Source organism: Blastocatellia bacterium (assembly GCA_016713405.1).
Taxonomy (GTDB): Bacteria; Acidobacteriota; Blastocatellia; order Chloracidobacteriales; family JADJPF01; genus JADJPF01.
This window is the reverse complement of record JADJPF010000020.1, coordinates 183,052-205,254: the sequence shown is the minus strand read 5'-3', so window position 1 is coordinate 205,254 and position 22,203 is coordinate 183,052. Positions and strand designations below refer to the sequence as shown.

Annotated in this window: 22 protein-coding genes and 1 pseudogene; 8 read left to right on the top strand and 15 right to left on the bottom strand. The window is 34.6% G+C overall.

What is annotated here, in order from left to right; translation table 11 throughout:
* Window positions 1-38: 38 nt before the first annotated feature.
* The 6 genes from IPK14_19240 to IPK14_19215 all read left to right on the top strand — a co-directional run bounded on the left by IPK14_19240 (window position 39) and on the right by IPK14_19215 (window position 5,544).
* Window positions 39-1,193 carry a PepSY domain-containing protein gene (locus tag IPK14_19240; GenBank protein ID MBK7995431.1) on the top strand — a complete coding sequence of 385 codons (1,155 nt, stop codon included), beginning with the start codon at window positions 39-41 and terminating at the stop codon, window positions 1,191-1,193.
* Window positions 1,194-1,446: 253 nt separating this feature from the next.
* Window positions 1,447-2,049: a hypothetical protein gene (locus tag IPK14_19235; GenBank protein MBK7995430.1), complete on the top strand. Its 603-nt coding sequence runs from the start codon at window positions 1,447-1,449 to the stop codon at window positions 2,047-2,049.
* Between the two features lie 13 nt (window positions 2,050-2,062).
* Window positions 2,063-2,713 carry an SRPBCC family protein gene (locus IPK14_19230; protein MBK7995429.1) on the top strand — a complete coding sequence of 217 codons (651 nt, stop codon included), beginning with the start codon at window positions 2,063-2,065 and terminating at the stop codon, window positions 2,711-2,713.
* A gap of 3 nt (window positions 2,714-2,716) precedes the next feature.
* Entirely contained in the window at window positions 2,717-3,541 is an 825-nt protein-coding gene (locus IPK14_19225) for a hypothetical protein (protein ID MBK7995428.1), read from the top strand.
* A 2-nt stretch (window positions 3,542-3,543) separates the two neighbouring features.
* Window positions 3,544-4,800, top strand: a complete 1,257-nt coding sequence (locus IPK14_19220) for a YcaO-like family protein (protein MBK7995427.1) — start codon at window positions 3,544-3,546, stop codon at window positions 4,798-4,800.
* A 21-nt stretch (window positions 4,801-4,821) separates the two neighbouring features.
* The gene (locus IPK14_19215; protein ID MBK7995426.1) at window positions 4,822-5,544 is read left to right on the top strand and encodes a SagB/ThcOx family dehydrogenase; all 723 of its coding nucleotides are present in this window, start codon (window positions 4,822-4,824) and stop codon (window positions 5,542-5,544) included.
* On the opposite strand, the gene IPK14_19210 is transcribed toward IPK14_19215, so the two are convergent.
* Both IPK14_19210 and IPK14_19205 read right to left on the bottom strand, forming a co-directional pair.
* On the bottom strand, window positions 5,541-6,404 hold the full coding sequence (locus tag IPK14_19210; protein MBK7995425.1) for a methyltransferase: 864 nt from the start codon (window positions 6,402-6,404) through the stop codon (window positions 5,541-5,543). The genes IPK14_19215 and IPK14_19210 overlap by 4 nt on opposite strands.
* 16 nt (window positions 6,405-6,420) lie before the next feature.
* Window positions 6,421-7,248, bottom strand: coding sequence for a sulfurtransferase (locus IPK14_19205; GenBank protein ID MBK7995424.1), 828 nt, complete (start codon window positions 7,246-7,248; stop codon window positions 6,421-6,423).
* Between the two features lie 240 nt (window positions 7,249-7,488).
* Between IPK14_19205 and IPK14_19200 the strand changes: the two are divergent.
* Window positions 7,489-9,086: pseudogene (locus IPK14_19200) on the top strand (site-specific DNA-methyltransferase).
* A 148-nt stretch (window positions 9,087-9,234) separates the two neighbouring features.
* On the opposite strand, the gene IPK14_19195 reads toward IPK14_19200, so the two are convergent.
* Together IPK14_19195 and IPK14_19190 are read right to left on the bottom strand one after the other, a co-directional pair.
* Window positions 9,235-10,041, bottom strand: a complete 807-nt coding sequence (locus tag IPK14_19195; GenBank protein MBK7995423.1) for an AMP-binding protein — start codon at window positions 10,039-10,041, stop codon at window positions 9,235-9,237.
* Entirely contained in the window at window positions 10,004-10,759 is a 756-nt protein-coding gene (locus IPK14_19190; GenBank protein ID MBK7995422.1) for an AMP-binding protein, read from the bottom strand. The genes IPK14_19195 and IPK14_19190 overlap by 38 nt, the downstream gene beginning before the upstream one ends.
* A 160-nt stretch (window positions 10,760-10,919) precedes the next feature.
* Between IPK14_19190 and IPK14_19185 the strand changes: the two genes are divergently transcribed.
* On the top strand, window positions 10,920-11,684 hold the full coding sequence (locus IPK14_19185) for an alpha/beta fold hydrolase (GenBank protein ID MBK7995421.1): 765 nt from the start codon (window positions 10,920-10,922) through the stop codon (window positions 11,682-11,684).
* A gap of 61 nt (window positions 11,685-11,745) precedes the next feature.
* Here the strand turns inward: IPK14_19185 and IPK14_19180 are convergent, their stop codons facing one another.
* The 11 genes from IPK14_19180 to IPK14_19130 all read right to left on the bottom strand — a co-directional run bounded on the left by IPK14_19180 (window position 11,746) and on the right by IPK14_19130 (window position 22,180).
* Entirely contained in the window at window positions 11,746-12,237 is a 492-nt protein-coding gene (locus tag IPK14_19180) for a hypothetical protein (protein ID MBK7995420.1), read from the bottom strand.
* 137 nt (window positions 12,238-12,374) lie between these two features.
* Window positions 12,375-12,818 (bottom strand): NADAR family protein, encoded by a 444-nt coding sequence (locus IPK14_19175; protein ID MBK7995419.1) that lies wholly within the window; start codon window positions 12,816-12,818, stop codon window positions 12,375-12,377.
* 7 nt (window positions 12,819-12,825) lie between these two features.
* A complete protein-coding gene (locus IPK14_19170) occupies window positions 12,826-13,659 on the bottom strand; it encodes a hypothetical protein (GenBank protein ID MBK7995418.1) in 834 nt (277 codons plus the stop codon).
* Between the two features lie 20 nt (window positions 13,660-13,679).
* Window positions 13,680-15,776: an amidohydrolase family protein gene (locus IPK14_19165; protein MBK7995417.1), complete on the bottom strand. Its 2,097-nt coding sequence runs from the start codon at window positions 15,774-15,776 to the stop codon at window positions 13,680-13,682.
* Between the two features lie 41 nt (window positions 15,777-15,817).
* Entirely contained in the window at window positions 15,818-16,810 is a 993-nt protein-coding gene (locus IPK14_19160; protein MBK7995416.1) for a hypothetical protein, read from the bottom strand.
* A gap of 20 nt (window positions 16,811-16,830) precedes the next feature.
* Window positions 16,831-18,051: a hypothetical protein gene (locus tag IPK14_19155; GenBank protein ID MBK7995415.1), complete on the bottom strand. Its 1,221-nt coding sequence runs from the start codon at window positions 18,049-18,051 to the stop codon at window positions 16,831-16,833.
* Window positions 18,052-18,096: 45 nt separating this feature from the next.
* On the bottom strand, window positions 18,097-19,008 hold the full coding sequence (locus IPK14_19150) for a diacylglycerol kinase family lipid kinase (GenBank protein ID MBK7995414.1): 912 nt from the start codon (window positions 19,006-19,008) through the stop codon (window positions 18,097-18,099).
* Between the two features lie 118 nt (window positions 19,009-19,126).
* Complete coding sequence (locus IPK14_19145) at window positions 19,127-20,062, bottom strand: Uma2 family endonuclease (GenBank protein MBK7995413.1); 936 nt, start codon at window positions 20,060-20,062, stop codon at window positions 19,127-19,129.
* A 23-nt stretch (window positions 20,063-20,085) separates the two neighbouring features.
* Window positions 20,086-20,898, bottom strand: a complete 813-nt coding sequence (locus IPK14_19140; protein ID MBK7995412.1) for a DUF4384 domain-containing protein — start codon at window positions 20,896-20,898, stop codon at window positions 20,086-20,088.
* A 31-nt stretch (window positions 20,899-20,929) separates the two neighbouring features.
* Complete coding sequence (locus tag IPK14_19135) at window positions 20,930-21,463, bottom strand: DinB family protein (GenBank protein ID MBK7995411.1); 534 nt, start codon at window positions 21,461-21,463, stop codon at window positions 20,930-20,932.
* 75 nt (window positions 21,464-21,538) lie between these two features.
* On the bottom strand, window positions 21,539-22,180 hold the full coding sequence (locus IPK14_19130; GenBank protein MBK7995410.1) for a sulfite exporter TauE/SafE family protein: 642 nt from the start codon (window positions 22,178-22,180) through the stop codon (window positions 21,539-21,541).
* Between the last annotated feature and the right edge of the window lie 23 nt (window positions 22,181-22,203).

The window sequence follows — 22,203 nt, the reverse complement described above, 5'->3', positions numbered from 1 at the left end:
TTATGTAATTATTTGTTTAATAAAGGATTTATCGTTATATGCAAAAATTTCGTAAATTTATCTTTTGGTTGCACTTAATAGCTGGTTTAGTTGGTGGAATAGTAATTTTTATTATGTCTATAACTGGGGTTTTACTAGCTTTTGAATCACAAATCACTAAATTTGCTGAAAAAGAAATGCGTATAGTACAGCCTCAAGAAACTCCTCGTCTAGGCCCACAAGAAATATTTACTAAAGTACAAGCGGCTAACCCTAAACTTAAGCCTACTGGAGTAACCGCATATTCTGACAAAGACTTAGCTAGCACCATTGCTTTAGGCCGTGAAGGAATATTATATGTAAATCCCTACACAGGCGATATTTTGGGCGAAGGTTCAAAGAAAACTCGTGCTTTTTTTCATGTGACAACAGATCTTCATCGCTGGCTTGCAACGCATGGAGAAAATCGCGCTATTGGTCAAGCTGTTACAGGATTTTGTAATGCAGCATTTTTATTTTTAGCTATAACAGGTATTTATATCTGGTGGCCTAAAAAGCTGACCCGTCAGCATTTACGCCCAATAACTACTTTTAGATCAAACTTAAAAGGTCGTGCGCGTGATTTTAATTGGCACAATGTTATAGGCTTTTGGTCTTTATCTATATTAGTTATTATTACTGCTACAGGAATGGTTTTTTCCTACCAATGGGCAAATAATCTTATTTACACAATTACAGGTACTGAGGCCCCTAAACGCCCACCTAGCCCACCAAACCAAGCTCAAAGTGGTCAAAATAGAGAAACAAAAATAGAAATTCCTGCTAACCTTAATCAACTTTGGGCGCAGGCAGAAAAAACTGCTCCTACCTGGAAGATGATTAGTCTTAGGCTTCCAACAAATCCCAATCAGCCTGTCTCTTTTTTTATTGATGAAGGAAAATCATTAAATCCTTTTTCTCGTTCCCAATTAACACTTAATCCAACTACAGCAGAAATAACTAAATGGGAACCTTATGAGCAACTTAACCGAGGTCGTCAACTTCGTTCATGGGTGCGTTCGTTACATACAGGTGAAGCAGCAGGACTACCAGGACAAATCATTGCCTTTATTGCATCTTTAGGCGCGTGTGTGCTTGTTTACACAGGTTTTGCTTTAGCCTGGCGACGTTTTAGCAATTGGAAAGCAACTCGTAGCAACAAAAAATCTGAATAATACGTAGAGTTGAAACCCTACGTTACATATCTGTCACCCCGCTGGGGCTTAAGATTAAAATAATAGAATATTTAGTTTACGCTGTATTTAACTAGTTTTTCTTTACTCATCTATAAGCAATTTTTCAAATTACTAGAAAAATTGCTTATTTCTTTTTTACAACCTTTATTTAATTTTATTTAATCTAAGTCGTTGTAAAGAAAAATAATACTGTGTTAGACTTTGGAAAATTGTCCCATTAATAGAAAAACTTATGTTAAATAAATTAAAACTCTTTAAAACCAACTCTTCAACAAACAACACTAATACTATCAATTTTGAAATGCTGCCAGCAGAGCGTAAAAGCCGTCCTGCTGTTGCAATGTGTATGGGCTGTACAAGTTGTTGTTGCTGTTGCTGTTGTGTTCATACAGCAGGAGGAATTATTGGGGCTGCGATTGCTACTAAAGCTGCGTCTAATTCTATTTCTAACCAAAAATTTATAGCCGGACAATATCCTAAATATAACTATAATCAACAAAACCAGGCAATAAATGATGTTCAAATTGCCAAAGAATCTGTTAAAAAAGTAACTATGGCCTATTGGGTAACTTTAGGCATTCTTAGTGCAATATCCTTTCCTATAACATTTCTTGTTGCTTCTAACATTGCACTAACAGCTATTGCTTATTTCGGCGTAGTGTTACCTATAATGCAAATAGCTACATTTTTTATCTCACTTTTAGCTTTGCTTGCTGTTCCTGATCGCAATATAGCATTTAAGGCATTGCTAAAAATTGCTGGTGGTAGTTTTATAGGTATAATTCTTGGCATAATGGTTATGATTACAGGTGCAATTGCAATAGGAGTTTTCTAAAAATAAATAAAAAATGTCTACAGAAAATCAAGAAAATCAAACAGAAATACCACCTAAAAAGTCAATCGCTATCAAATTACTGATAGCAGCAACAATAATTTCTACTATTTTGCTCTTTACTTTTGCCATTAGAGGTAGTTGGGCTAGTTCGACTCCAAAAATCCCTACTTCGGTTGAACAAGGCATTGTCACCCAGCTTTTTTTAACTCCTACGGGCCAAAAAGAAATCCATTGTTATGCTGTGCTAAATTATCCAGCTAAAGACGTTTGGCAAGTAGTGACAGACTATGAGCATTTTGCAGAAATTTTTGGCGGGAAATTTTGGTCAATTAAGATAAGTAAAGTAGAGAAAAAAGAAAATAATATTTTTCATATGGCTGGCGAAGTAACTTCTATTATTGGCACTTGGCCGATGGATGTTGATATAACCCACTCAGAAACCCCTGAAAAATATGTTGCATCTTGGGATAAACCAGGCGATGTAGTAAAAATTAATCGTGGTAGCTGGGCAATTACGCCTATTTCAGCAGATAAAACTTTGGTGGTCTATTCGCTAGAGTCCCAAATTTCACCTTTTCCACAGTTTGTTACAAATAATGTATTTTTAAGCCAGCTAAAACCTGTAATTAAAGCTGTAGAAAATAGACTAAAAACTACTAAATAAGCAATGAAAGATATTTTACAAAAATCTTTTAAGTTTGCTTTTCCTTTTACCATTATTAGCAAGCAAAACATTGTTAAATTAGTTGCAGGTGAAGATTATCGCTACACTTTAACAGGTGCAAATTTAGATTCCTGGCTTCCCTCTCTACTTGCAAAAATTGATGGCAACAAATTAACTAAAGAAATATTAGAAAACTTTGACGAACCCTTAAAAGAACAAGCCTTAGCTATTTTAGAAAGGCTTTATGGTGAGCGTGTTTTAATTGAAAATGTTGTATTAAAAATAGCTACAAAAGAAAATTACAAACTAGAAATTTTTGGTAGTGGAAAAGTCTTTGAGCTATTACAAAATTTAGCGGAAAAAGATTTTAATAAAGACAGTAAAAATATAATAAAAATTCTTTGCCAAGATCGTCTTGATTACCAGCAAATATTAACTTTTAACCAACAAAGATTGATGGAAAATTCTTTATTTTTATGGGTAAGTTATGGAGCAATGACAAGAGGTTTTGTTAGTCCAATATTTTTTCCTAATATTGGAGCTTGTCTAGCTTGTCTTATTAGCCAATTTAAGCAACTTTCTCCAACACCAGAAATTTATCAAGAATTAATAGAACAAGCTCCAAAATCTATTAAAGCTGTAAATTTTCCTGACTATGGCGTTAAGATGCTAGAACAATTGGTTTTATGGAAACTCTCGTTTCTACAAGAAACCGAATTACCCGCTAGCATTTATCGACTTCATGTTTTAGAAATAAGTTCTTTAGAAATATCTTCTCATCAAGTTTTTATAGCTCCTGATTGTCCAGGGTGCCGCCAAGGTGTTTAACCATGAAAAAGCTTGATTTATGGACAGAAAGCCGTTTTACAGGACTTTTTACTAGCTTTGGTGAAATTGCTCCAAGAGCTTATGACCCAGAAGTTTTTATGTGGGGTGCAACTCTTTCATCTTCTGGATTTAATAATAAAAGCTTAAATGTTGGTGGTGCTGCTTGGACAAAAGAAGCAGCAAGAATGGCTTGTATTGGAGAAGCTATTGAAAGATTTCAAGCTAGCCCCTTGCCCCAAGACCAATTTATTAAAGCAAGCATTAATTCTTGGTCTTTAGATGAAATGCTTGTAAAACCTGATGAATGGGTCTTATTTCACGATGAGCAATACAGCCAAAAAGATTTTCCTTTTACTAAATTTGATAACAACACAATTTGTAATTGGGTGTGTTTTCGTAGCTTTGCTAGTGGACTTCCCTATTGGATACCTGAAGAGCTTGCTTATCTTTTTCCTCGTTCAGAGTTAAGTTGCACAACAGATAATCACCAAAGCTTATGTGCTTCTATTTCAACAGGTCTTTCTGCTGGCCGCTTAGGTCATCCTGTGTTGCTACGCGGAGTTCAAGAAGTAATCGAGCGTGACGCTATCATTGGGGCTTGGTGGGAAAGTTACCCGCTAGAAGAATATCCAGCTAATTTTGTTTTTTCACTCCTTGACCAAGAAATTAAACGCAGGGTTATCAGACCTAACCTTACATATAAATTCTACCGAATTGATTCGCCTTATAGCTCAAATGTCACAATTGTAAGTGTTGAAGGTTTAGACCTAGAAGGTTACTGTTTTAGTGCAGGTGCAGCCTGTCGTGAGACTATAAAAGAGAGTTGGCTAAAGTCGATTTTAGAAGCTATTCAAGGCAGGGGCTTTGTTAGGTATTTGAAAGATGAAATCATTCAAGGTAAAGCTAAACCTATTATTCCAACAGACTTTTCCGAACACGCGGTTTACTATAGCATTTATCCAGAAAAGCTATCTTCAACCGTTTTACAAAGGGCAAAAAAAATAAATAATTTGCCAATATTTGATCAAGAAAATCTTAATATTTTGTCAGAAAAACTTGGAGTCAAGCACCCAATATTATTTCGCAATATGACACCAACAAATATTGATCAAACTGCCAACTGGCAAGTGTTAAAAGTAGCCGTTCCGGGGCTACAGCCCTTACACGGCAATCATAATTGGCCGCATCTTGGCGGCAAGTTATGGAAGTCAAGAAGCTTAGAAGATTGGTCAAAAATACTTCCTCATCCTTTTGCTTAAATGCTTGGTTAATTAAAATTTATGGACTCAAAAAGAAAATTTTTCTATCGATATGAACTTGACCAAACAAAACTTCCTGATTTTTTTCAAGGAATAATTCAGGTAGAACAAGAAGGTGCTATTCACTCTTCACGCACTTATCCGGGCTATCCTCAATGGAAGTTAGAAAAAGTAAAGCCAAAACTCTGGTCAAATTTAGAAAAAACTCTTTTGTCTCGTCGTTCTGCTAGAAAGTTTCAAACAGAAATGTTGTCTTGTAAAACACTTAGTCGACTACTTTTTTTTAGTCATGGCATTACGGGCCAAAATTCTCGCGGGCCAACTCCATCGTCAGGCGATTTACAATCTTTAGAGCTTTATTTAGCAATTTTTCAAACATCCTGGATTGATTCCGGGCTTTATCATTATGATCGTCAAGGACATTACCTTTCACAAATAGCTAAAGGGGCTAACTACAATAGATGGAAACAATTAATTCCTTCAATGGTACATTTTGAAGGCGGTTCGCTGCTTTGGATCTTGGTTGGTGATGGGGCAAGAATCACTAAAAAATATGGTGAGCGAGGCTACCGCTTTCTTTTACTAGAAGCAGGCCATTTAATGCAAAATCTTTGTTTACTTTCTACACAAGAAAATTTAGTTACGCTTCCGCTAGGAGGATTTTTTGAAGAAGCCGTAGCAAAAGAACTACATCTGCCTACAAGCGATGTAGTTCTTTATGTTGGTGTGTGTGGAAAAAATTAACAAGGTGGAAGTCCCATTGTAAGAGCAACAGCACTATATTCTGGGTGAGTGTCGCCTGATAAGGTTCGGATTATCAAAGGCGGTTCTTGCCAAGTTTGATTGCGAAAAGATTCTGGTAAATGATCAGAGCGCACCATTGCAAAAACAGAAAGTAGCGGCAAATCCCCTTCCTTAAATATAATTGGACGTTGACGAACAATTGTAAGACCTGCTTCTTTAGCTGCGTTGATAACACGTTTAGCTTGATGGTCTGGAAGAAATGGAAAAATACAAGCAAACATACCTCCCCAATCCAAATGCTCAGAAGCAACTTTACAATAATCAATGATGGAACCACGAAGTTCAAATCTACAAGCAATTTTTTGAGGATGCGCCCCATGAATACCAGCATCCATTGGAAAATAAGGAGGGCTACCTAAAATTAAATCAAATTTTTCATCTTTAGAAAGGATTGCAGGATCACGAAGATCCCCATGACGAATTTCATAACGATTTTCTAAACCATTAAATTTAACTGATTTATGTGCTAACTGGACGCTAATTTCTTGTGCTTCAATAGCAACTACTCTAACCCCTTGAAGCTTCCAAGCTACACTCATACCCACGCTACCTGTACCACTACCAAGATCCAAGACATTTCTAGCACTAGGACACCATGCCGTTCCATACCATGCCGTAAGCAAATCATCTGTAGAATATCTATGACCTTTACTTAGCTGAAAGATTCTATAATGCCCACAAAGAGCATCCAAAGTTTCATCTGAATTTGGTTGGAGATCAGGATTATCCAAAGGAGAAACCCAAGGGCCGGGTTTAGCCCAATTTTTAAAGAAATGGCTTTCATTCCATACAAAAGTCATACAATCTATTTCCTAATTATTCACTTTTATAAACTTTCCTAGGGTTTGGTACTAGGTCTTTAAGGTTTTCCGCCTTTTCAGATCTTGCTTGGAGATGACTATCTAGACTAATTCTTTCATCAAAAACAAAGCACTCCCCTTCATAGTGTGCTTCTCCGCACTCTTCAAAGTATTTTAAGATACCACCATCTAATTGATAAACATCTTTAAACCCTGATTTCATAGCAATTACAGAGGCTTTTTCACATCTAATTCCACCTGTACAAAACATTACCATAGGCTTTAGTTTAGACTCTTCAGGCAGTAACTTTAGTTTTTCTGAAAACTCACGGAAATGTTTCAAATTCAACTGTTTAGCTTTTTTGAATGTTCCAAACTCAATTTCAAATTCATTTCTAGTATCTAAAAATTCAAACTCCCGATTTTCATCTAACCATAGCTTTAATTCACTAGGGCTTATATGAGTGCCTGTTAATACTGCGGGTTTTATATCATTATCACCTGCTGGGATAATTTCTTTTTTTAATTTGACCAAATATCTTTTATATGGAACTAAGTTTGAGTAGCTTTCCTTATAATTTAGGTTTGAACCAAAAGGATATTTTTTGATTGATTGTTGGAAAGTTCTGATATTTTCCTCAAATCCTGCAAGACTTCCATTTATCCCTTCGCTACTAAGCAGAATAGTCCCTTTAAGGTTTAATTCTTGACCTAATTCTCGTAAAGAATTACGTAGATCTACAAGATCTGATAGTTCTACAAAACGATAAAAAGCAATATTAAGTATTTTTTGATTTATCTCACTCACTTTTAAATATGCCTTACTACTTGGTTTAAGTTTCATTTTTTATGAAAAAACGTATCATAGCACAAATTTTTAATAGCTGAAAAATGGTTAAGAGCCTAAGTTTTGCTCAATAAAATGGTTTAGCTCGTCAATATCAGCCAAAATTTTACTAAATTTTTTACCAAATTCTGTTAACTGGTATTCAAATTTAACGCCTACCTTGACTCTATATGCTATTAAGAATACTATAGGCAAAATTCTTTCTTTTATTTTATTCAAATTAATTAAATAACAAATATGGAAGAATCCTTACCCCCAGAAAATGATTTATTAAACATAAAAACTGCTAGCGAATGGGCAAGTAACTATATAAAAAAACAAGTAACAACATCAAATATATCCTACTTAATTCAGTATGGACTCATTACTAAATTTAGTGAAAATAGCACAATCAAAGTATCTAAAGCAGAACTAACTAACTACTATGATAACTTTACTACAGAAAGAGAAGTTAACTGGAAAGAACAGTTAGGTAATGATCTAAATTGGGCTTTATCATTTGATAAGTATAAAGAATCTGAAACAACTAAACATGTTCATCGATTGCACCCTTACAAAGGAAAATTTATCCCACAACTAGTAGAGTATTTTTTGGATAGCCACACAGACAGTTTTAAGCAAAACATTTATTTTAAGCCTGGCGATATTATTTTAGATCCATTTGCAGGTAGCGGTACAACTTTAGTTCAAGCGTGTGAACTAGGAATGCATTCTATTGGGGTTGATGTGTCTGACTTTAATGCACAAATAGCAACCGCTAAATTAACCAAGTATGATTTAGTTGATATACATAACGAGATTAAAAAAATCACTGATAAACTAAAGATATTCTTACAAAATTCACCTGTAGTAGAGTTTGAACAAAAACTTTTAGCAGAATTATTTGAGTTTAATAGTAAATTTTTTCCTACTCCAGATTATCGCTATAAGCTAAAACGCAAAGAAATCGATGAAAAAAGTTATGGAATAGAAAAAGAAAAAGAGTTCTTATCTATTTACTATAAATTGTTAGATGAGCATAAAATCCAACTTCACCAAAATAAAGCTGATACATTTTTGGACAAGTGGTATTCAAAACATATTAGAGATGAAATAGAAGTTGTTTTATCTGAAATTAATAAAATAAAAAATTCTTCTACCTACAATATAATTCGCATTATTTTAAGTCGCACTATTCGCAGTTGTAGAGCAACAACACATTCTGATTTAGCAACTTTAATTGAACCAGTTACAACAACTTATTACTGCACCAAACATGGCAAAATCTGTAAACCTCTTTTTTCTATAATAAAATGGTGGGAAAGCTATAGTAAAGATACTATTAAAAGATTAGTAGAATTTGATAAATTAAGAACTAAAACCTGGCAAGTTTGTCTTTCTGGAGACAGTAGAACAATTGACATAGCGGCAGAACTTAACAAATTTCAAAAGAATTTGCCAACTCAGTTTGTAATCAAAAAATCAAAGGTATTTTTTCTAGCCCGCCATATGTTGGTTTAATAGATTATCATCAACAACACGCTTATGCTTATGATCTATTTGAAATAGAACGTAGAGATAAACTAGAAATAGGCTCTTTACAACAAGGTCAAAGCCAAGAAGCAAAACAAAATTATACCCAAGCAATAGCTGATGTATTAAACAATTGTAAAAGATTTTTAGCTAATAATTATGATGTATTTTTAGTAGCAAATGACAAATATAACTTATACCCAACAATTGCAGAAATTGCTGGTATGCAAATTGTTAATCAACATAAACGCCCTGTATTAAACCGTACAGAAAGAGATAAAGCTGCTTATTCAGAAACAATTTTTCATTTTAAGGCTATATAACGATGCCAATTTCCAATGATAAAATTGAAAAAATTTCTTATTAAGTAATTTAAAAATTAGGGAACTCTTTAGAGAATTTAATTAGGGAATCAATAAGGATTTTTCAATTTATTAATTCCCTAAAAACTAACAAAAACCATCTACAAGTTTAAGAAACTCTACGTTTACGGCCTGCCCAGTAAGGTTCTCTAAGTTCTCGTTTCAACACCTTTCCGCTAGGGTTACGCGGCAGCATTGCAATAAAATCAACTGAAGTTGGACATTCAAATTTACCTAGGCGACTTTGGCAAAATTCCATTATCTCTTCAGCAGTTGCAGTTTTATCTTTACGAAGCACTACAATAGCTTTAACGGTTTCTCCCCATTTTTCACTTGGAACGCCTATTACAGCAGCATCAGCAACAGATGGATGTTGATAAAGAATATCTTCAATTGCTCGTGGATAAATATTTTCTCCTCCTGATATGATCATATCTTTGACTCTATCTTGGACATATAAAAAGCCGTCTTCATCCAGATAGCCCGCGTCGCCTGTGTGCATCCATCCACCGCGCAAAGCCTCAGCCGTTGCTTCTGTCTTGTTCCAATAGCCTTTCATTAATTGCGGGCCTCGTGCAATAATTTCTCCTGTAACTCCAGTAGCTACATCATTATCATCTTCATCAACAATACGAATTTCTGTTCCTGGTAAAGCTCGTCCAGCAGAAAGTAAAAGGCCTGGTTTATCGCTTAAAGCCCTTTTATGAGGTTCAGCTAGCAAAGATGTTATAGCAACTGTGGTTTCTGTCATCCCATAAACTTGTACAAAATCACACTTAAACACTTCTATTGCTGTTTTTAATGTGTTTTCAGCTATTGGAGATGCTCCGTAAGCTACATAACGTAAGCTATCAAATTTTTTTGGATCATTGCAGGAACTAAAGTAGCGTGAATGATTTTTCTTCGCTAATTGCACGCACAACTTCCACAGGGTTAAAGTCCTCTTGTAGATAGATGGTCCCGCCCGTGTGAGTACGAACTAAACGTCCAACCACCGCAGCAGCATGATAAAGCGGGGCAACAATTAAAAATCTCTCGCCTCTTCCACGCTCTAAAAAAGCAGCTATTTGCATTAAATTAGATGTAACTGCATGATTTGATAAAACCGCGCCTTTTGGATGTCCTGTTGTTCCGCTAGTGTACATTTGATAAACATCACAACTATCATCAATAGCCATTTTTGGTGGGGTTATAGGCTGTCGTGCTACCCAATTATGATAATTTAACCAACCTTCTTTTTCTTCAGCATCAATTGAAACATATTGAGTAACAGTTGTTAGCTCAGACTTGATTGCAGCTATTGAATCTACATAAGCAGCAGAAGTTATTAACAATTTTGCTCCAGAATCATTAATTATATAAACCCATTCTGGAGGAGAAAGACGAAAATTAAGAGGGACAGGAACCACACCTGCTTTAGCCGCAGCATAATAAAGTATTAAATATTCAATACTATTTTTTGATAGCATTGCAATTCGGTCGCCTACTTGCAAGCCCGCTTCAATAAAGGCATTAGCTAATTGATTTACCGCCTTGTAAGCTTCTGCATAGGTTAATTTGCGCTCACCTTGAATTACATATTCTACATTTCCAAATTCACGAGCATGGTAGTCAAAAAAGTCAAAAAGTCGCATTAACATTTCCTCCTAGGCAGTTTAACTTTGATAGATTTTTAGCCATCAAAAAGATATTATGGAAGTTTCTTGAGTTTGTGAGAGTGATACATTGTAGTAGATTTAAGCATAATATTGCTACACGAAAATTGACTAAGAAGAAATTTTTGGAGAATAGTTTATGCAACTTCATCATTTAATCTATGGCACGGGCTACCCTTTAATTATTTTGCATGGACTTTTTGGCTCTTTAGACAATTGGCACACTTTAAGTAAAAGTTTTGGAGAACATTATAAAGTTTTTTCGCTTGATCAGCGCAATCATGGCCGATCTCCTCATAGCGATGAGTTTAATTATTCAGTTATGGCTCACGATTTAGCAGTCTTTTTAGAGCAAAGAAATCTGCCAGAAGTCTATTTACTTGGTCATTCAATGGGCGGTAAAGTTGCTATGGAATTTGCATTTCGCTCACCTGAAAAGGTAGCTAAATTGATTGTTGCTGATATTGCACCAAAAGATTATCCACCTAGTCATCAAACTTTGCTTGAAACATTGCTATCTATAGACTTAACACAATTTACTAGTCGCAAAGATATAGACGCAAGTTTAACTACAAAAATACCTGATTTTGGTGTTCGGCAATTTATTCTTAAAAATATTTACTTAAATGATTCTGGGATATTTACTTGGAAGATGAATTTATCAGGAATTTATAAAAATTATGCTGTGTTAAGCCAAAATATAACTAGAGAAAAGACTTTTTCCCGACCAACTTTATTTATTCGTGGAGAAAAATCCCCTTATATTCAAGAATCCGATTATCCGTTAATTAATTCGCTATTTACTCAAGCTAAAATAGTAACTATGCCAAATGTTGGTCATTGGGTTCATTCGGAAGCACCAAAAGAGTTTTACAGGATTGTTATGGAATTTTTACAAGATTAGCAAGATTAATGAGGTTAAAACTGAGAATGCACACAAGATGTGTGCGCTCCCAGTTTAATTTCTAGCGGGAATATAAATTGCCTTTCACAGAGTGATAGACCACATCTATAATTACAACGCAAGCTAAAACAAGTGTATCATTTTCATTTTCATTAACTTCTATGCCGTAAGTGTCTGTAAGAGCCATTCGAGCTTTAGAAACTCTAGCAACCTCCTTATCATCACGGCTAAAAGTATATTCAAAAGAAACTATATTTCCTTCTATTTTTATAGTTGTATCATTATCTATTTCTACCCTAAACCCCTTTTGTATAAGACCGTCAAGCTCTTCTACTTTTGCATAAACAACATCATTACGCATTATTTCATAGCTTTTTCCGGCTTTTTTTTCTTCTATAACAAAAATTTCTTTTCCTGTCATATCTGCAAAAGAAAAGCTATTACGAGCAACTCCTTTGTCAGATTTAACAAAAAATTTGTCTTTACCAGAATCATCTCTAATGTAAAAATCATCTAGTAAACCAAACCACTTTTGTTTCATTGTATAGCGCATAGTAATCTCCTAAAAAGTTTTTCTGCTTCCAGCAATGAAAGTTTTTATATATTACAGATTTAGAAGCTACTTAAAAAGGTCTTTAAGAAAGTTTAAGTTAATTTGATTTTTTAGAAGATAAGTTTGATTAGTTTTAGTTATTTTTGGCGCAGTTCTTCGCGTACAGACATAAGCAAGTGACCTAAACGATTTTTTCCCGTCCCATCTCCACCATCACCCCAATAGCTATCATTAGTTGTATGCTCGATCAAAATTGCATCATTTGTGTTTAACAAAATTTTTGTTAATTCTGGATGTTGGGTAAATTTTGCTACTAGGGCTTTTCGCATAATGCTTTCTTTGACTGATTCCCAATCAGAGCGGATTTTGACTTTACGACTACGACCTAGACGAGCAGCAATTGTTGGAGATTTTTCTTGGCGAATTTTTTCTTGATAATCGCTATCATAAAATTTTTGTGCTTGAAAATAATGTTCTGTTGTCGGCCAAGTTTTCCCATCTAGCTTAATTTGATAAGCAGCAAAGTTTGAAAAACAACCATAAGCATCTTTTGTGCTATAAAATTTAATTTCTTCACTCATAAAAATATTACCTAATTGCTAAACTTGAAAGGCGATAAATGCCAGTGCCTAATTTTACGCTATAGCCTTCTGTAACTAAACTTTGATTGCCTATTCCAGCATCAACTCTTGAAAGTCCTGTAATTTTAGCTAAATCACCGCAAGCCGTTTCTCCAACAGCACTTAAATAAGCTCTAGCTATTTCTTTAAGTGCTGTTTGTTTTGTAATTGGTACAACAGGTTCTAATAATTCTTTTTCAAAACGCCCTTCAACCAAGCCCCAAATATAAGTAAATTTTGGCTGATAGACTACATTTGTTGCAATAACCTTAAAACAGCCTTGTAACTCGTCTATTGCTTTAGAAAATTGTGTACGGTTGCTAATTTGTGCAGCTTTTCTTAAATCGCTACTAGCCATTTCCCATTCTTCACGCAAAACCGCCAAAATTGCTAAAGCTTCAGCCGATAGTTTTTCTTTTTCCTCTGGTTCAGGAATTGAAAATATTTTGTAAAACGAAGCTAATAAATTAGGTGCAATAAAAGCTGCTCGTTTGTTGGATAGCTTGCCGTAATAGACTTTTCCTCGCCTAAGTATTTCATCTTTTAATACCCAAGCATGAGATGATTCTGGATCTTTTTGTACATTTTTTGGCATCCTTGCGTCACGCCGTCCACAAACAGCGATGTAGAGGGATGGACAAGCCCAACGCATATCTGTAAGCGTGTAAGCAAAACCTACGGATTTAACAAAATTTTCTGCATCAACTACATTTTCAACTGCTAAATCCCCTTCTCTACACCAAGTTTTGTCACGATGGTTTTCTATTATTTCATCAATCATAAGAGTTATATTTGCAGACAAGATGTCTGCGCTCCCAGAATTTAAGGAATATCTAAAACAATTTCTATTTTTCCAAATGAAGTTTTATAAGTTGAAGCTACCATTAGCCCTTGTTTGTTAATTAAAATTTCTCCGCTAAGTGTTTGCTGTGGTGTTTTTAAGGCTACTTCATAGCGACGAGCAAAAATAGTTTTGCCTGATAAAATTATTTCACCTTCAGAAGCATAAGTAATTGTGTAATCACTACTTAATAGTTGCCAACTAGGAAGTCCAAAGCCAAAACTAAGTAGCGGAAAAGTCTTACTTTCTCCAACCTTTAAGTTAATTTTATTAAAGTTAATAAAATTAATTGCATAAGAAGGACAAGAAATTATTGTGTTAGCATCAAAATTAACTGCTGTTGGGCTAAATTTTTTCTCTTTTTCTTCTACAGATATTTTAATTGCACCAGCATTTAGCAAATATGTAGCAGTAAGCGGTTGTTCTGTTTGAGAGTCAAATTTAGCAGACTGAAAATTAAAGCTTTTATCTGCCGTGTAAGTGATTAATGAAGGTGAAAAGCCTCCGCCAGTTGGCTTGTTGTGGGATTTTACTATATAACCTGTTTCTGTTTGACTAATAACAAAATCCTCTATGCTAGCTTCTTCTCCAGAAAGATAGGTTTTATATTGGCCTTGGAAAATAACTTTACCAGCTAAATTGCTTGTTAGGTCAATTTTTTTAGGTGCTGTTGCTGCAATTTTGGCTTTAACTTTAGTTAGCATCTCATCAAGTTTTGCCCTATCAAAATATTCACCTGCTAAAAATACTCCAAAAATTTCACTTGTATTTTTAATGTCTTCCAAAGGATTTTTTCTTAGCAGTACCATAGAAGCGAGTTTATTTTCTGCAATAGTCCCTAACTGATCATTAACATTACAAAGTTTTGCAGTATTAATTGTTGCAGCGCGTAAAATATCTGCATTAGGAATTTTTGCTTGTTGAAATAGTCGCATTTCTTCGTGAAGTGAAAAGCCTGCTACAAGGTATGGATTACTAAGATCTGTGCCACAAACTAAAGGAACTCCTGCTTTGTGAAGTTCCCCAAGCAGTGAAAGCATATTTTGAAAGGTTTGCTGATTTTTCTTAAAAGTTTCTTCTGTCCAAGTACGGAAACGAAAATCTTTTTCTGGCTTCCAAAATTCAAGAAAATAATTTGGGACATACTCAAGTAATGGGTCTGTTTTAAGTGCAGGATCTTTTAATCGTCCAATTCGCTCATTAACAACCAAAGTAGGACATTGCACCATATTTGATGCTGCAAGTTTACTTAAAAGTACTGACAAGGTTTCGGGCTTGATTTGTGGATAAAATTGCCATCCAACATAAGCATCTTTGTTAACTTTTTCTGTTGAGTTAGCTTCTAAAATCTCAATAAATTTATTGTTAAACCCTGTCAAATGCTCATTTGAAGCCATTTTAGCAGCCATAGCTTCATCCAAAGTAACTTGACGGGGAATATGACCAACAATCTTTATTCCTAGTTTTTGTGCTTCATCTGCAATAGCTTGAAAAACTTCTTTTTTTAATAAACTGTAAACTTTAATTTGGTTAACGCCTTTATCAAAAAGCTTTTTGACGGCTGTGCGACCTTCTTCGGGACTGTCACAAGGCTCTGAAAAAGGCCAAATGGCAGGTTTACCATCTACTATTGCACCTGTAACAGCCATTTCCGGCCCTAATATTTCATGTTTATTTATTTTGTCTCGTAGCTCAATTATTTGGTCAGTAAATCCGCCTGTATCACGAACAAATGTCACACCATTAGCAATAAACAGCGGGCCAAAAGTATCTGGGTCAGAGTAATGAACATGTGCATCAAAGAGACCTGGTATTAGAAATAAATCTTTTCCATCAATGATTTTTATTGTTTTAGGCAAAGAATTTGTGCTAGAGATTTGGATTTTAGCTATTTTATTATCTTTAATAATTACAGTTTTATTTTTCTCTAACACACCTTTTTCTACATCAACTATTGAAACATTTACTATTGCTATTTGTTTTTCTTTATTATTAAAAATATTATTTGCAAAAATTATAGGTAAGTAGCTGAAAAATACAGAAAATATTAAAACAACATTGATTATAAATTTTCTCATTATTAAAAGTTTTAGCCTCTCAAATTTCGCTTTTTAGCAATTTAGTTTTTCTCAGAATCTTTAGCCGTTTTTTTATTGTTTGATTCAGGAGCTTTACCTGTTCGTAGCTGCTCAATTTCTTCAGTAGAAAAATCTCCTTCCTTTTCACTAAAACCTAAAAGAGTTAACTGAGTAACAACTTTTTCATAAGTAGCTAAAGCTTCTTTATTGCGATTTTGTTGTTGATATATTGCTCCTACCTGCGCTAAAGCACTAGGAGAAAAACCCCCTCGTTTGTTAATAACTTGGCTTAAAATTTCTAGTGATTTAGCTTCCATTTCTTCTTCATTATAAAGTTCGGCTAGTTCATTGTAAATTATTGGATCTATTAGACCTAAATCTATTGTAAACTTCCGGTAGGTTGCTGGAGAATCCATTAATATTAAGTATATTTCTTCGGTAAAATTTTCTAATAATGATTTAACATCTAATTTACTTTTTTTCTTTGCATCCGCTTTTGCTTTGTCATTAGCAACGTCAATGCGAAATTGTCTTATATTTTCTTTATAGCTTTTATCTAGCTTCATTAACCCAACAACTTTTTCTAGGTTTAATAAAGCAACAGAATATTTTTCTACTTTTATAGAGGCTAAAGCTAGTTCAAGTCTAGCGGGAATATGTTCTATTGTACTTGCCCCAATAACACGAAAAAATGTGTCAAAAGCATCATCCCAAAGAGCGCGTTCTTTAAATAACAGCCCTAATAAATAATTAGCATTAACATTTGTTGGGTCTTGTTCTAAAGCCTTGTAAAGCTCTATGTTTGCCCGGCCATGTTGATCTTGTAAATAGTAAATCAATGCACGTTCATAATACCAATCTGATGTTTTAGCTACAGGTATTCTCTCAGTTGGTTTTACGGCTTCGCTATCAACACCAATAGGTTTTGGTACAGCTTTGGTAGCAACTTGCGCTGCTACCAGATTGGCATTCCCAAAACCTATTATTAAAAACAATATGATAACTAACAACTTTACCTTGGATTTACTACTCATTAAAACTTAACTCCTAAAAATCAATTTCTAACACTATAGGGTTTATTTAAGTATTTTTTAGCTTGGTCGTGAGAGTCAAAAACATTTTCGCGCTTTAATACTGCTTGGTATTCTGAAAGTGCTTCACTACGTTTTGACATTAAATCTAGCACTTGACCAGCACGCAAGTAAGCTCTAGTAATAAGCTCTTTACTAGCAACATTAGTTGTTTTAACCATTTGTAAATGTTCTAAAGCCTCGCTGTTATGACCTTGGTTAGTTAAAGCTTCAGCATACTGATAATGAACAAGGTCTGCAATTTTTTGTGCATTTTTATTTTTTAATAGTTCTTCAAACAACTGAAAACTTTCTTTAGCACGATTAAGTTTCACAAGTGTAACAGCTTTTTCCACCTTAAATAAGTAATTTTTGGGATATTTATCTGCTAATGTATCCAAAAGATTTAACATTTCAGAATATTTTTTCTCTCTTGCATACAAAGCAACTAACAAAACTTTAGCATCGTCTGCCGCATAAATTCCACGTTTAGAAACTAAGTTAAGTTCACCTAAACCACGTTCACGAGAACCACGAAAACCAAATATTGTGCCTATAACTTTTGCTGTTAAAGGTAGACTACCTACTACATAGTCATACATTCCAATAGTTAAATAAGCATCAAAATAATTTGGGCTAACTTCTACTAGCTTTCGATGTATATCAACGGATTTTGACCCGTTACGTAGAGCAGAAAAAAAAGAACGTGTAACAGTTGCCTCATAACTAGCAAGTAGTCCATGTGCAGCACCTTTATAATAAAGTGCTTCTGTATCTTTAGGATTATTTTTAAGTTGTGCTTCTGTTTTTTGTAGTGCTACTTGAACTAAGCGACGAAATTCTTTATCTACTTTTTCATCTACTTTTTCTTCGGTTTCAGCATAAAATGAGTCACTACTATAAAGATTAGCTTGAAGTCTGCGACTAGAATTTAGTAACTCTAGCCAATAATTGGTTGCAAGATAAAAATGTCCTGCTGGATTTTCTGGCGATAGTTCTGTCATTTGAGTAAATTTTGCTCTTGCTGTTGAATAGTCCATATTATAGAGCGCGTCAAAACCAGTTAATCTAATTTTGTTGTATTCTGAAACCTCACTAATAGCGGTTCGGTTCGGTAAATTTGCAGAATTTGTATTTGTTAAGTTTTGTGCTGCTGTGTTAAAAGCAAAAGTAAGCACTAAAATACACACCATAAGAAAACGCATAATTAGCTCCTTGGCCGTAAATTATTTATTTATAAGTAAGTTAATTTATATTTTAATTTGTCGGTCTTGCCTTAAAACTCCAGGCGGCACAACCATTGTGAGTGCATCAGGGATAACTTCAAAAGTCATTGGTAGATTACCTATAACTTCACCATCAGCTTGAACAGGTAGAGAAACAACAGAACTAGCATCAACCCTACGAGTTTTTGGGTAAGTAACCCCTTTGCGATCTAACTGACTTTTATTTAAGCAGGAAGCTAAATAGCTGATATATTGTAGTTTGCTAGTACCTGAAAAAATACAAACATCCAACATATCATCATCAAACCGAGCGTGTGGAGTGAGCGAAAGCGTACCACCATAACCAAAAGATTTACCAACAATAACAAATGTCCCTTGATAAGTTTTACCATCAATAAACAAATTTATTGGTGTAGGGTTCCATTTAACTAAATGAGCAAAACCCGCTAACCAAAAGGCTCCTTTACCAATTTGCTTTTTTAGCTCTGAATCTACAGCTTCAATAATTTCTGCATCTAAGCCAATTCCAGCAGTAAAAAAGTAGTAACGAGAGCCTGCTTTTGCTACGTGGATACGATAGCGGCTATCATTGCGGCCAATTAAATCTACTATATCTTTTGGGTTGCGTGGCAACTGAAGATCTAGCGCAACAACATTAGCTGTTCCACCGGGCCAAACAGCCAAAGGAACTTGAGAACCAACCATTGTTTGCAAAACTTCGTTAAGCGTTCCATCTCCACCATTAGCAACAACTAAATCAACCTGTCTATCAACAGCCTCTTTAGCAAGTTCTGTAGCATGAAAGGCTCGTTCTGTACGTCGTGCTTCTACGGAAAAACCTTTTTGCTCCATCATAGCAATAAAATTTTTTATTGCTAATTCGCGCTCTTGTTGACGACCCGACTTAGGGTTATAGATTAAAAAAAGCCAATTTATTCATAGTTTTCTGCTTAAATTTATGAGCAAAGAATGTTTGCTCGTGGTGAAGAACGTATTTTCTAAGTAAGCTTGCAACATTTTTCCAAAGATTAAAAAAAGTTTTTCCAGATGCTAATTATTTTAGAGCATCTGGATTAATTCCCATCTCTTTAAGTTTTGCGTTAAGAATTTCTAGCTGCTTTGCTAAAGCTTCTTTTTCTCGATCTTTTTGTACTAGTTCCTGATCCTTCTGCATTAGTACTTGATCCTTCTGTACTAGTTCTTGATCCTTCTGTATTAGTACTTGATCCTTCTGCATTAGTTCTTGATCCTTCTGCATTAATTCTTGCTGTTTTTTTGCTAGTTCTTTTTCGTGCAATTCTTCTGGTATTAGGATTAAATTGCCTTGTTTATCAAACCAGCGTAGCCAAAAACAAGTGGCCCTCTCATATTTCCCATACCAAAGACCCAAACTAAGCTCAATATCAGGAATAAAATAACGGCCCTGGCTATCAGGTAGAAAAGGGATGTATTTGCCATCTTCTAGCCTAAAAGCACGTATCTGATTAGTTACATGACTGTAAGTTACATAATAGGGAATCTCTAAGATTTGCTCGTAGACTTCCCATTTTGTAGGAGGTTCATTACTACCTCTTACACTTCTTCCTAAATCATCTTTTTCTGTGCTAGGTGAAAGTATCTCTACAACAATTATTGGTACAACTTCTTCTTGCCAAATCACATAGCTATGTTTTAGGTCTTCTTTAGCATAAAACTGAGATTCTCCAACTACTCCAAACCAATCAGGGCGTTTATACCAATTTGTATGATTTTCATCAAAATAAAGATTCATATCTATTGCAGAATAGATTTCCTCTTTAGGATAATTTGCGGGTTGAAATGTTTGTTTAAGAAGTTGACATTGAACAAAATGAAACTCATCAGGCATTCCACTATCTCCTATTTCTTCACTAGGTAAATCATACATTGTTGGTAAAGATTCTTTTGGTAAATGAGAATATTTTGTTTTAGCTAAAAATTTATTATTGTCGGTAAATATAGACTTACTCATAACTTACAACCTTAAACCTAATTTTACTTATGAATTAAACTAATAGGTGTAACTATCTGATTAAACTCTGTTGAGCGACTAAGATAAATTACTGTTGGTGAAGCAGCCTTTTTTTCTAGTGCGGTTAGAGCTTTAATAGAGCGTTTTTCCCCTTCGCTTTGTGCTTGTCCTTGATCTCTAGCATTTTTACTTACTTTGACATTTTGATTAGCTTTTGAACTAATATCTTGCCAAAGCTTTTCGTTGGGTTGCCAAGGACAAAGCTTTTGCTCGCAATAGCGAACTAGTTGTTCACCACTAGGAACTTCTGTTAAAGGTGTTTTGGATAAAACTACATAGAGTTTTTCTGTAGCACTTTTTTCATCAAAAACAAACCATCGCAAACTATCATCTGGGTCATCACTAGCAGGAACTTCATAAGGCACATGTGCTTGGACTAAGTTATCTCCTCGTTTTAGACGAGCGTCAGGAAAAATCATTGTTGGATTATTATCATTTTCTGTATGAAAAACATATAAATACCCATCAATATTAGGTTCAAATACTAGACGAATAGCATCACCTTCCTTAAATTCTTGAGCAGGACTAACCCTAGTAGGATTTTCATTTTTGCCTTTTAAGTAAAGTGTATAGCCCAAGCCTACATTGCTATTACTGCTAGTTTTTGGCTTAGTAGTTTTTGTTATTGATTTAGTTGATTTAACAGTGCTTGTTACAGCAGGACGAGTGCTTAAAAAGCTACCCCTAGTGCCAACTTCATCATCTTCTTGGATTTGAGCATTAACAAGTAAAGTGGATAAAACAAAAAACACTAATAAAAATACTTGTCTTTTCATAAATTGTTATTCCTGTATTCCCTAAGTGATTCTACCCAAGATTTAAGTAACGAGTTTCTAATATATTTATATGATGTGCCACATGTCCAGCTATAACATAGGCTAAGGCACGAACAGAAATTTCATTATCGTTAGCTTTGCCGCTTCTATGCCAAGCGTCCTTCTCTAGTGGATGAAATAAATCTATTGTAGCTTGTCGTATATGTTCAAATTCCGTTCTTAATTCTTGCCAAGAACGAGCATCAAAATTTCCTGTAGGGATATAATCATCCTGTTCAAAGCCGCTTAAAGGTGTAAGGTCGTTACGAGCAAAGCGTAAGGCTCGATAAGACATAACTCTTTCACAATCATTTATGTGACCAATTAATTGTTTTACTGTCCATTTTCCTTCCTCATAAGGCACATTAGAATTTCTTTCTATAGCAATATCTAAAGTTGCTAAAACACTGCTAAGTTGTTTTTCTAGCACAGTTACAATATCATCATCATTAATACGGTCAATATATAGTGAATAATATGGAGCATGTTCATTAGCAGACGGACGACCTACAACAAAGTTAGACATAAATTTTTTCTCCTCAAGTTTATAAATTATTAGTTTAGGGCAAGGATTAATTTAGTAGTTTCTATTGTTCTCAATTTACCAAATAAATTCAACTAAGGTCAAAGCAAAACCTATAGTAATAACAAAATAACGGACATAACTTGGCTGAATTTTTCTTGCTATTTGTGGAGCTAGATATCCGCCAACAATTGCCCCAAAAGTTACAATTAGAGCAGGTAAAAACAAAATACTTCCAGCAGAAAGAAAAAACACTGAAGCAACTATATTAATTATAGTAGCTAGAAATGTTTTTATAGCGTTAAGTTGATTAATATCCCCTGAAACACAGATGCCTAGAAGGGCTAACATCATAATTCCCATTCCAGCACCAAAATAACCTCCATAAATAGCAACTAAAAGTTGGACAAGAAATGCTAGTTTTAAGTTGTTGTTATCTGTTTTTAGGTATTTTTTTAGTTTAGTTTGAAAACAAAGTAGTAAAGTAGCAAATAGAATTAATAAAGGGATTGCTGCATCAAAAAGCTTTTGAGGAGTATTTAGTAGTAGCCATGCTCCAAAAAGTGCGCCTAGAATTGAAGGGACAACTAAAAAACCAATTAAACGCCAAAGCCCCTTTGCATCTTGTCTATAACTCCAAACACTTGCTAAAGAACCGGGCCAAAGTGCTACAGCATTGGTAGCATTAGCTGCAATAGATGGGATGCCTAAGAAAAGCATACTAGGGAAAGAAATTAAGGATC

What these genes read in the sequence shown, in the direction of transcription:
- IPK14_19240 (MBK7995431.1), top strand. Translation starts at nt 39, where the DNA reads ATGCAAAAATTTCGTAAATTTATCTTTTGGTTGCACTTAATAGCTGGT.
- IPK14_19235 (MBK7995430.1), top strand. Translation starts at nt 1,447, where the DNA reads ATGTTAAATAAATTAAAACTCTTTAAAACCAACTCTTCAACAAACAAC.
- IPK14_19230 (MBK7995429.1), top strand. Translation starts at nt 2,063, where the DNA reads ATGTCTACAGAAAATCAAGAAAATCAAACAGAAATACCACCTAAAAAG.
- IPK14_19225 (MBK7995428.1), top strand. Translation starts at nt 2,717, where the DNA reads ATGAAAGATATTTTACAAAAATCTTTTAAGTTTGCTTTTCCTTTTACC.
- IPK14_19220 (MBK7995427.1), top strand. Translation starts at nt 3,544, where the DNA reads ATGAAAAAGCTTGATTTATGGACAGAAAGCCGTTTTACAGGACTTTTT.
- IPK14_19215 (MBK7995426.1), top strand. Translation starts at nt 4,822, where the DNA reads ATGGACTCAAAAAGAAAATTTTTCTATCGATATGAACTTGACCAAACA.
- IPK14_19210 (MBK7995425.1), bottom strand. Translation starts at nt 6,404, where the DNA reads ATGACTTTTGTATGGAATGAAAGCCATTTCTTTAAAAATTGGGCTAAA.
- IPK14_19205 (MBK7995424.1), bottom strand. Translation starts at nt 7,248, where the DNA reads ATGAAACTTAAACCAAGTAGTAAGGCATATTTAAAAGTGAGTGAGATA.
- IPK14_19190 (MBK7995422.1), bottom strand. Translation starts at nt 10,759, where the DNA reads ATGCGACTTTTTGACTTTTTTGACTACCATGCTCGTGAATTTGGAAAT.
- IPK14_19185 (MBK7995421.1), top strand. Translation starts at nt 10,920, where the DNA reads ATGCAACTTCATCATTTAATCTATGGCACGGGCTACCCTTTAATTATT.
- IPK14_19180 (MBK7995420.1), bottom strand. Translation starts at nt 12,237, where the DNA reads ATGCGCTATACAATGAAACAAAAGTGGTTTGGTTTACTAGATGATTTT.
- IPK14_19175 (MBK7995419.1), bottom strand. Translation starts at nt 12,818, where the DNA reads ATGAGTGAAGAAATTAAATTTTATAGCACAAAAGATGCTTATGGTTGT.
- IPK14_19165 (MBK7995417.1), bottom strand. Translation starts at nt 15,776, where the DNA reads ATGAGAAAATTTATAATCAATGTTGTTTTAATATTTTCTGTATTTTTC.
- IPK14_19160 (MBK7995416.1), bottom strand. Translation starts at nt 16,810, where the DNA reads ATGAGTAGTAAATCCAAGGTAAAGTTGTTAGTTATCATATTGTTTTTA.
- IPK14_19155 (MBK7995415.1), bottom strand. Translation starts at nt 18,051, where the DNA reads ATGCGTTTTCTTATGGTGTGTATTTTAGTGCTTACTTTTGCTTTTAAC.
- IPK14_19145 (MBK7995413.1), bottom strand. Translation starts at nt 20,062, where the DNA reads ATGAGTAAGTCTATATTTACCGACAATAATAAATTTTTAGCTAAAACA.
- IPK14_19140 (MBK7995412.1), bottom strand. Translation starts at nt 20,898, where the DNA reads ATGAAAAGACAAGTATTTTTATTAGTGTTTTTTGTTTTATCCACTTTA.
- IPK14_19135 (MBK7995411.1), bottom strand. Translation starts at nt 21,463, where the DNA reads ATGTCTAACTTTGTTGTAGGTCGTCCGTCTGCTAATGAACATGCTCCA.
- IPK14_19130 (MBK7995410.1), bottom strand. Translation starts at nt 22,180, where the DNA reads ATGCTTTTCTTAGGCATCCCATCTATTGCAGCTAATGCTACCAATGCT.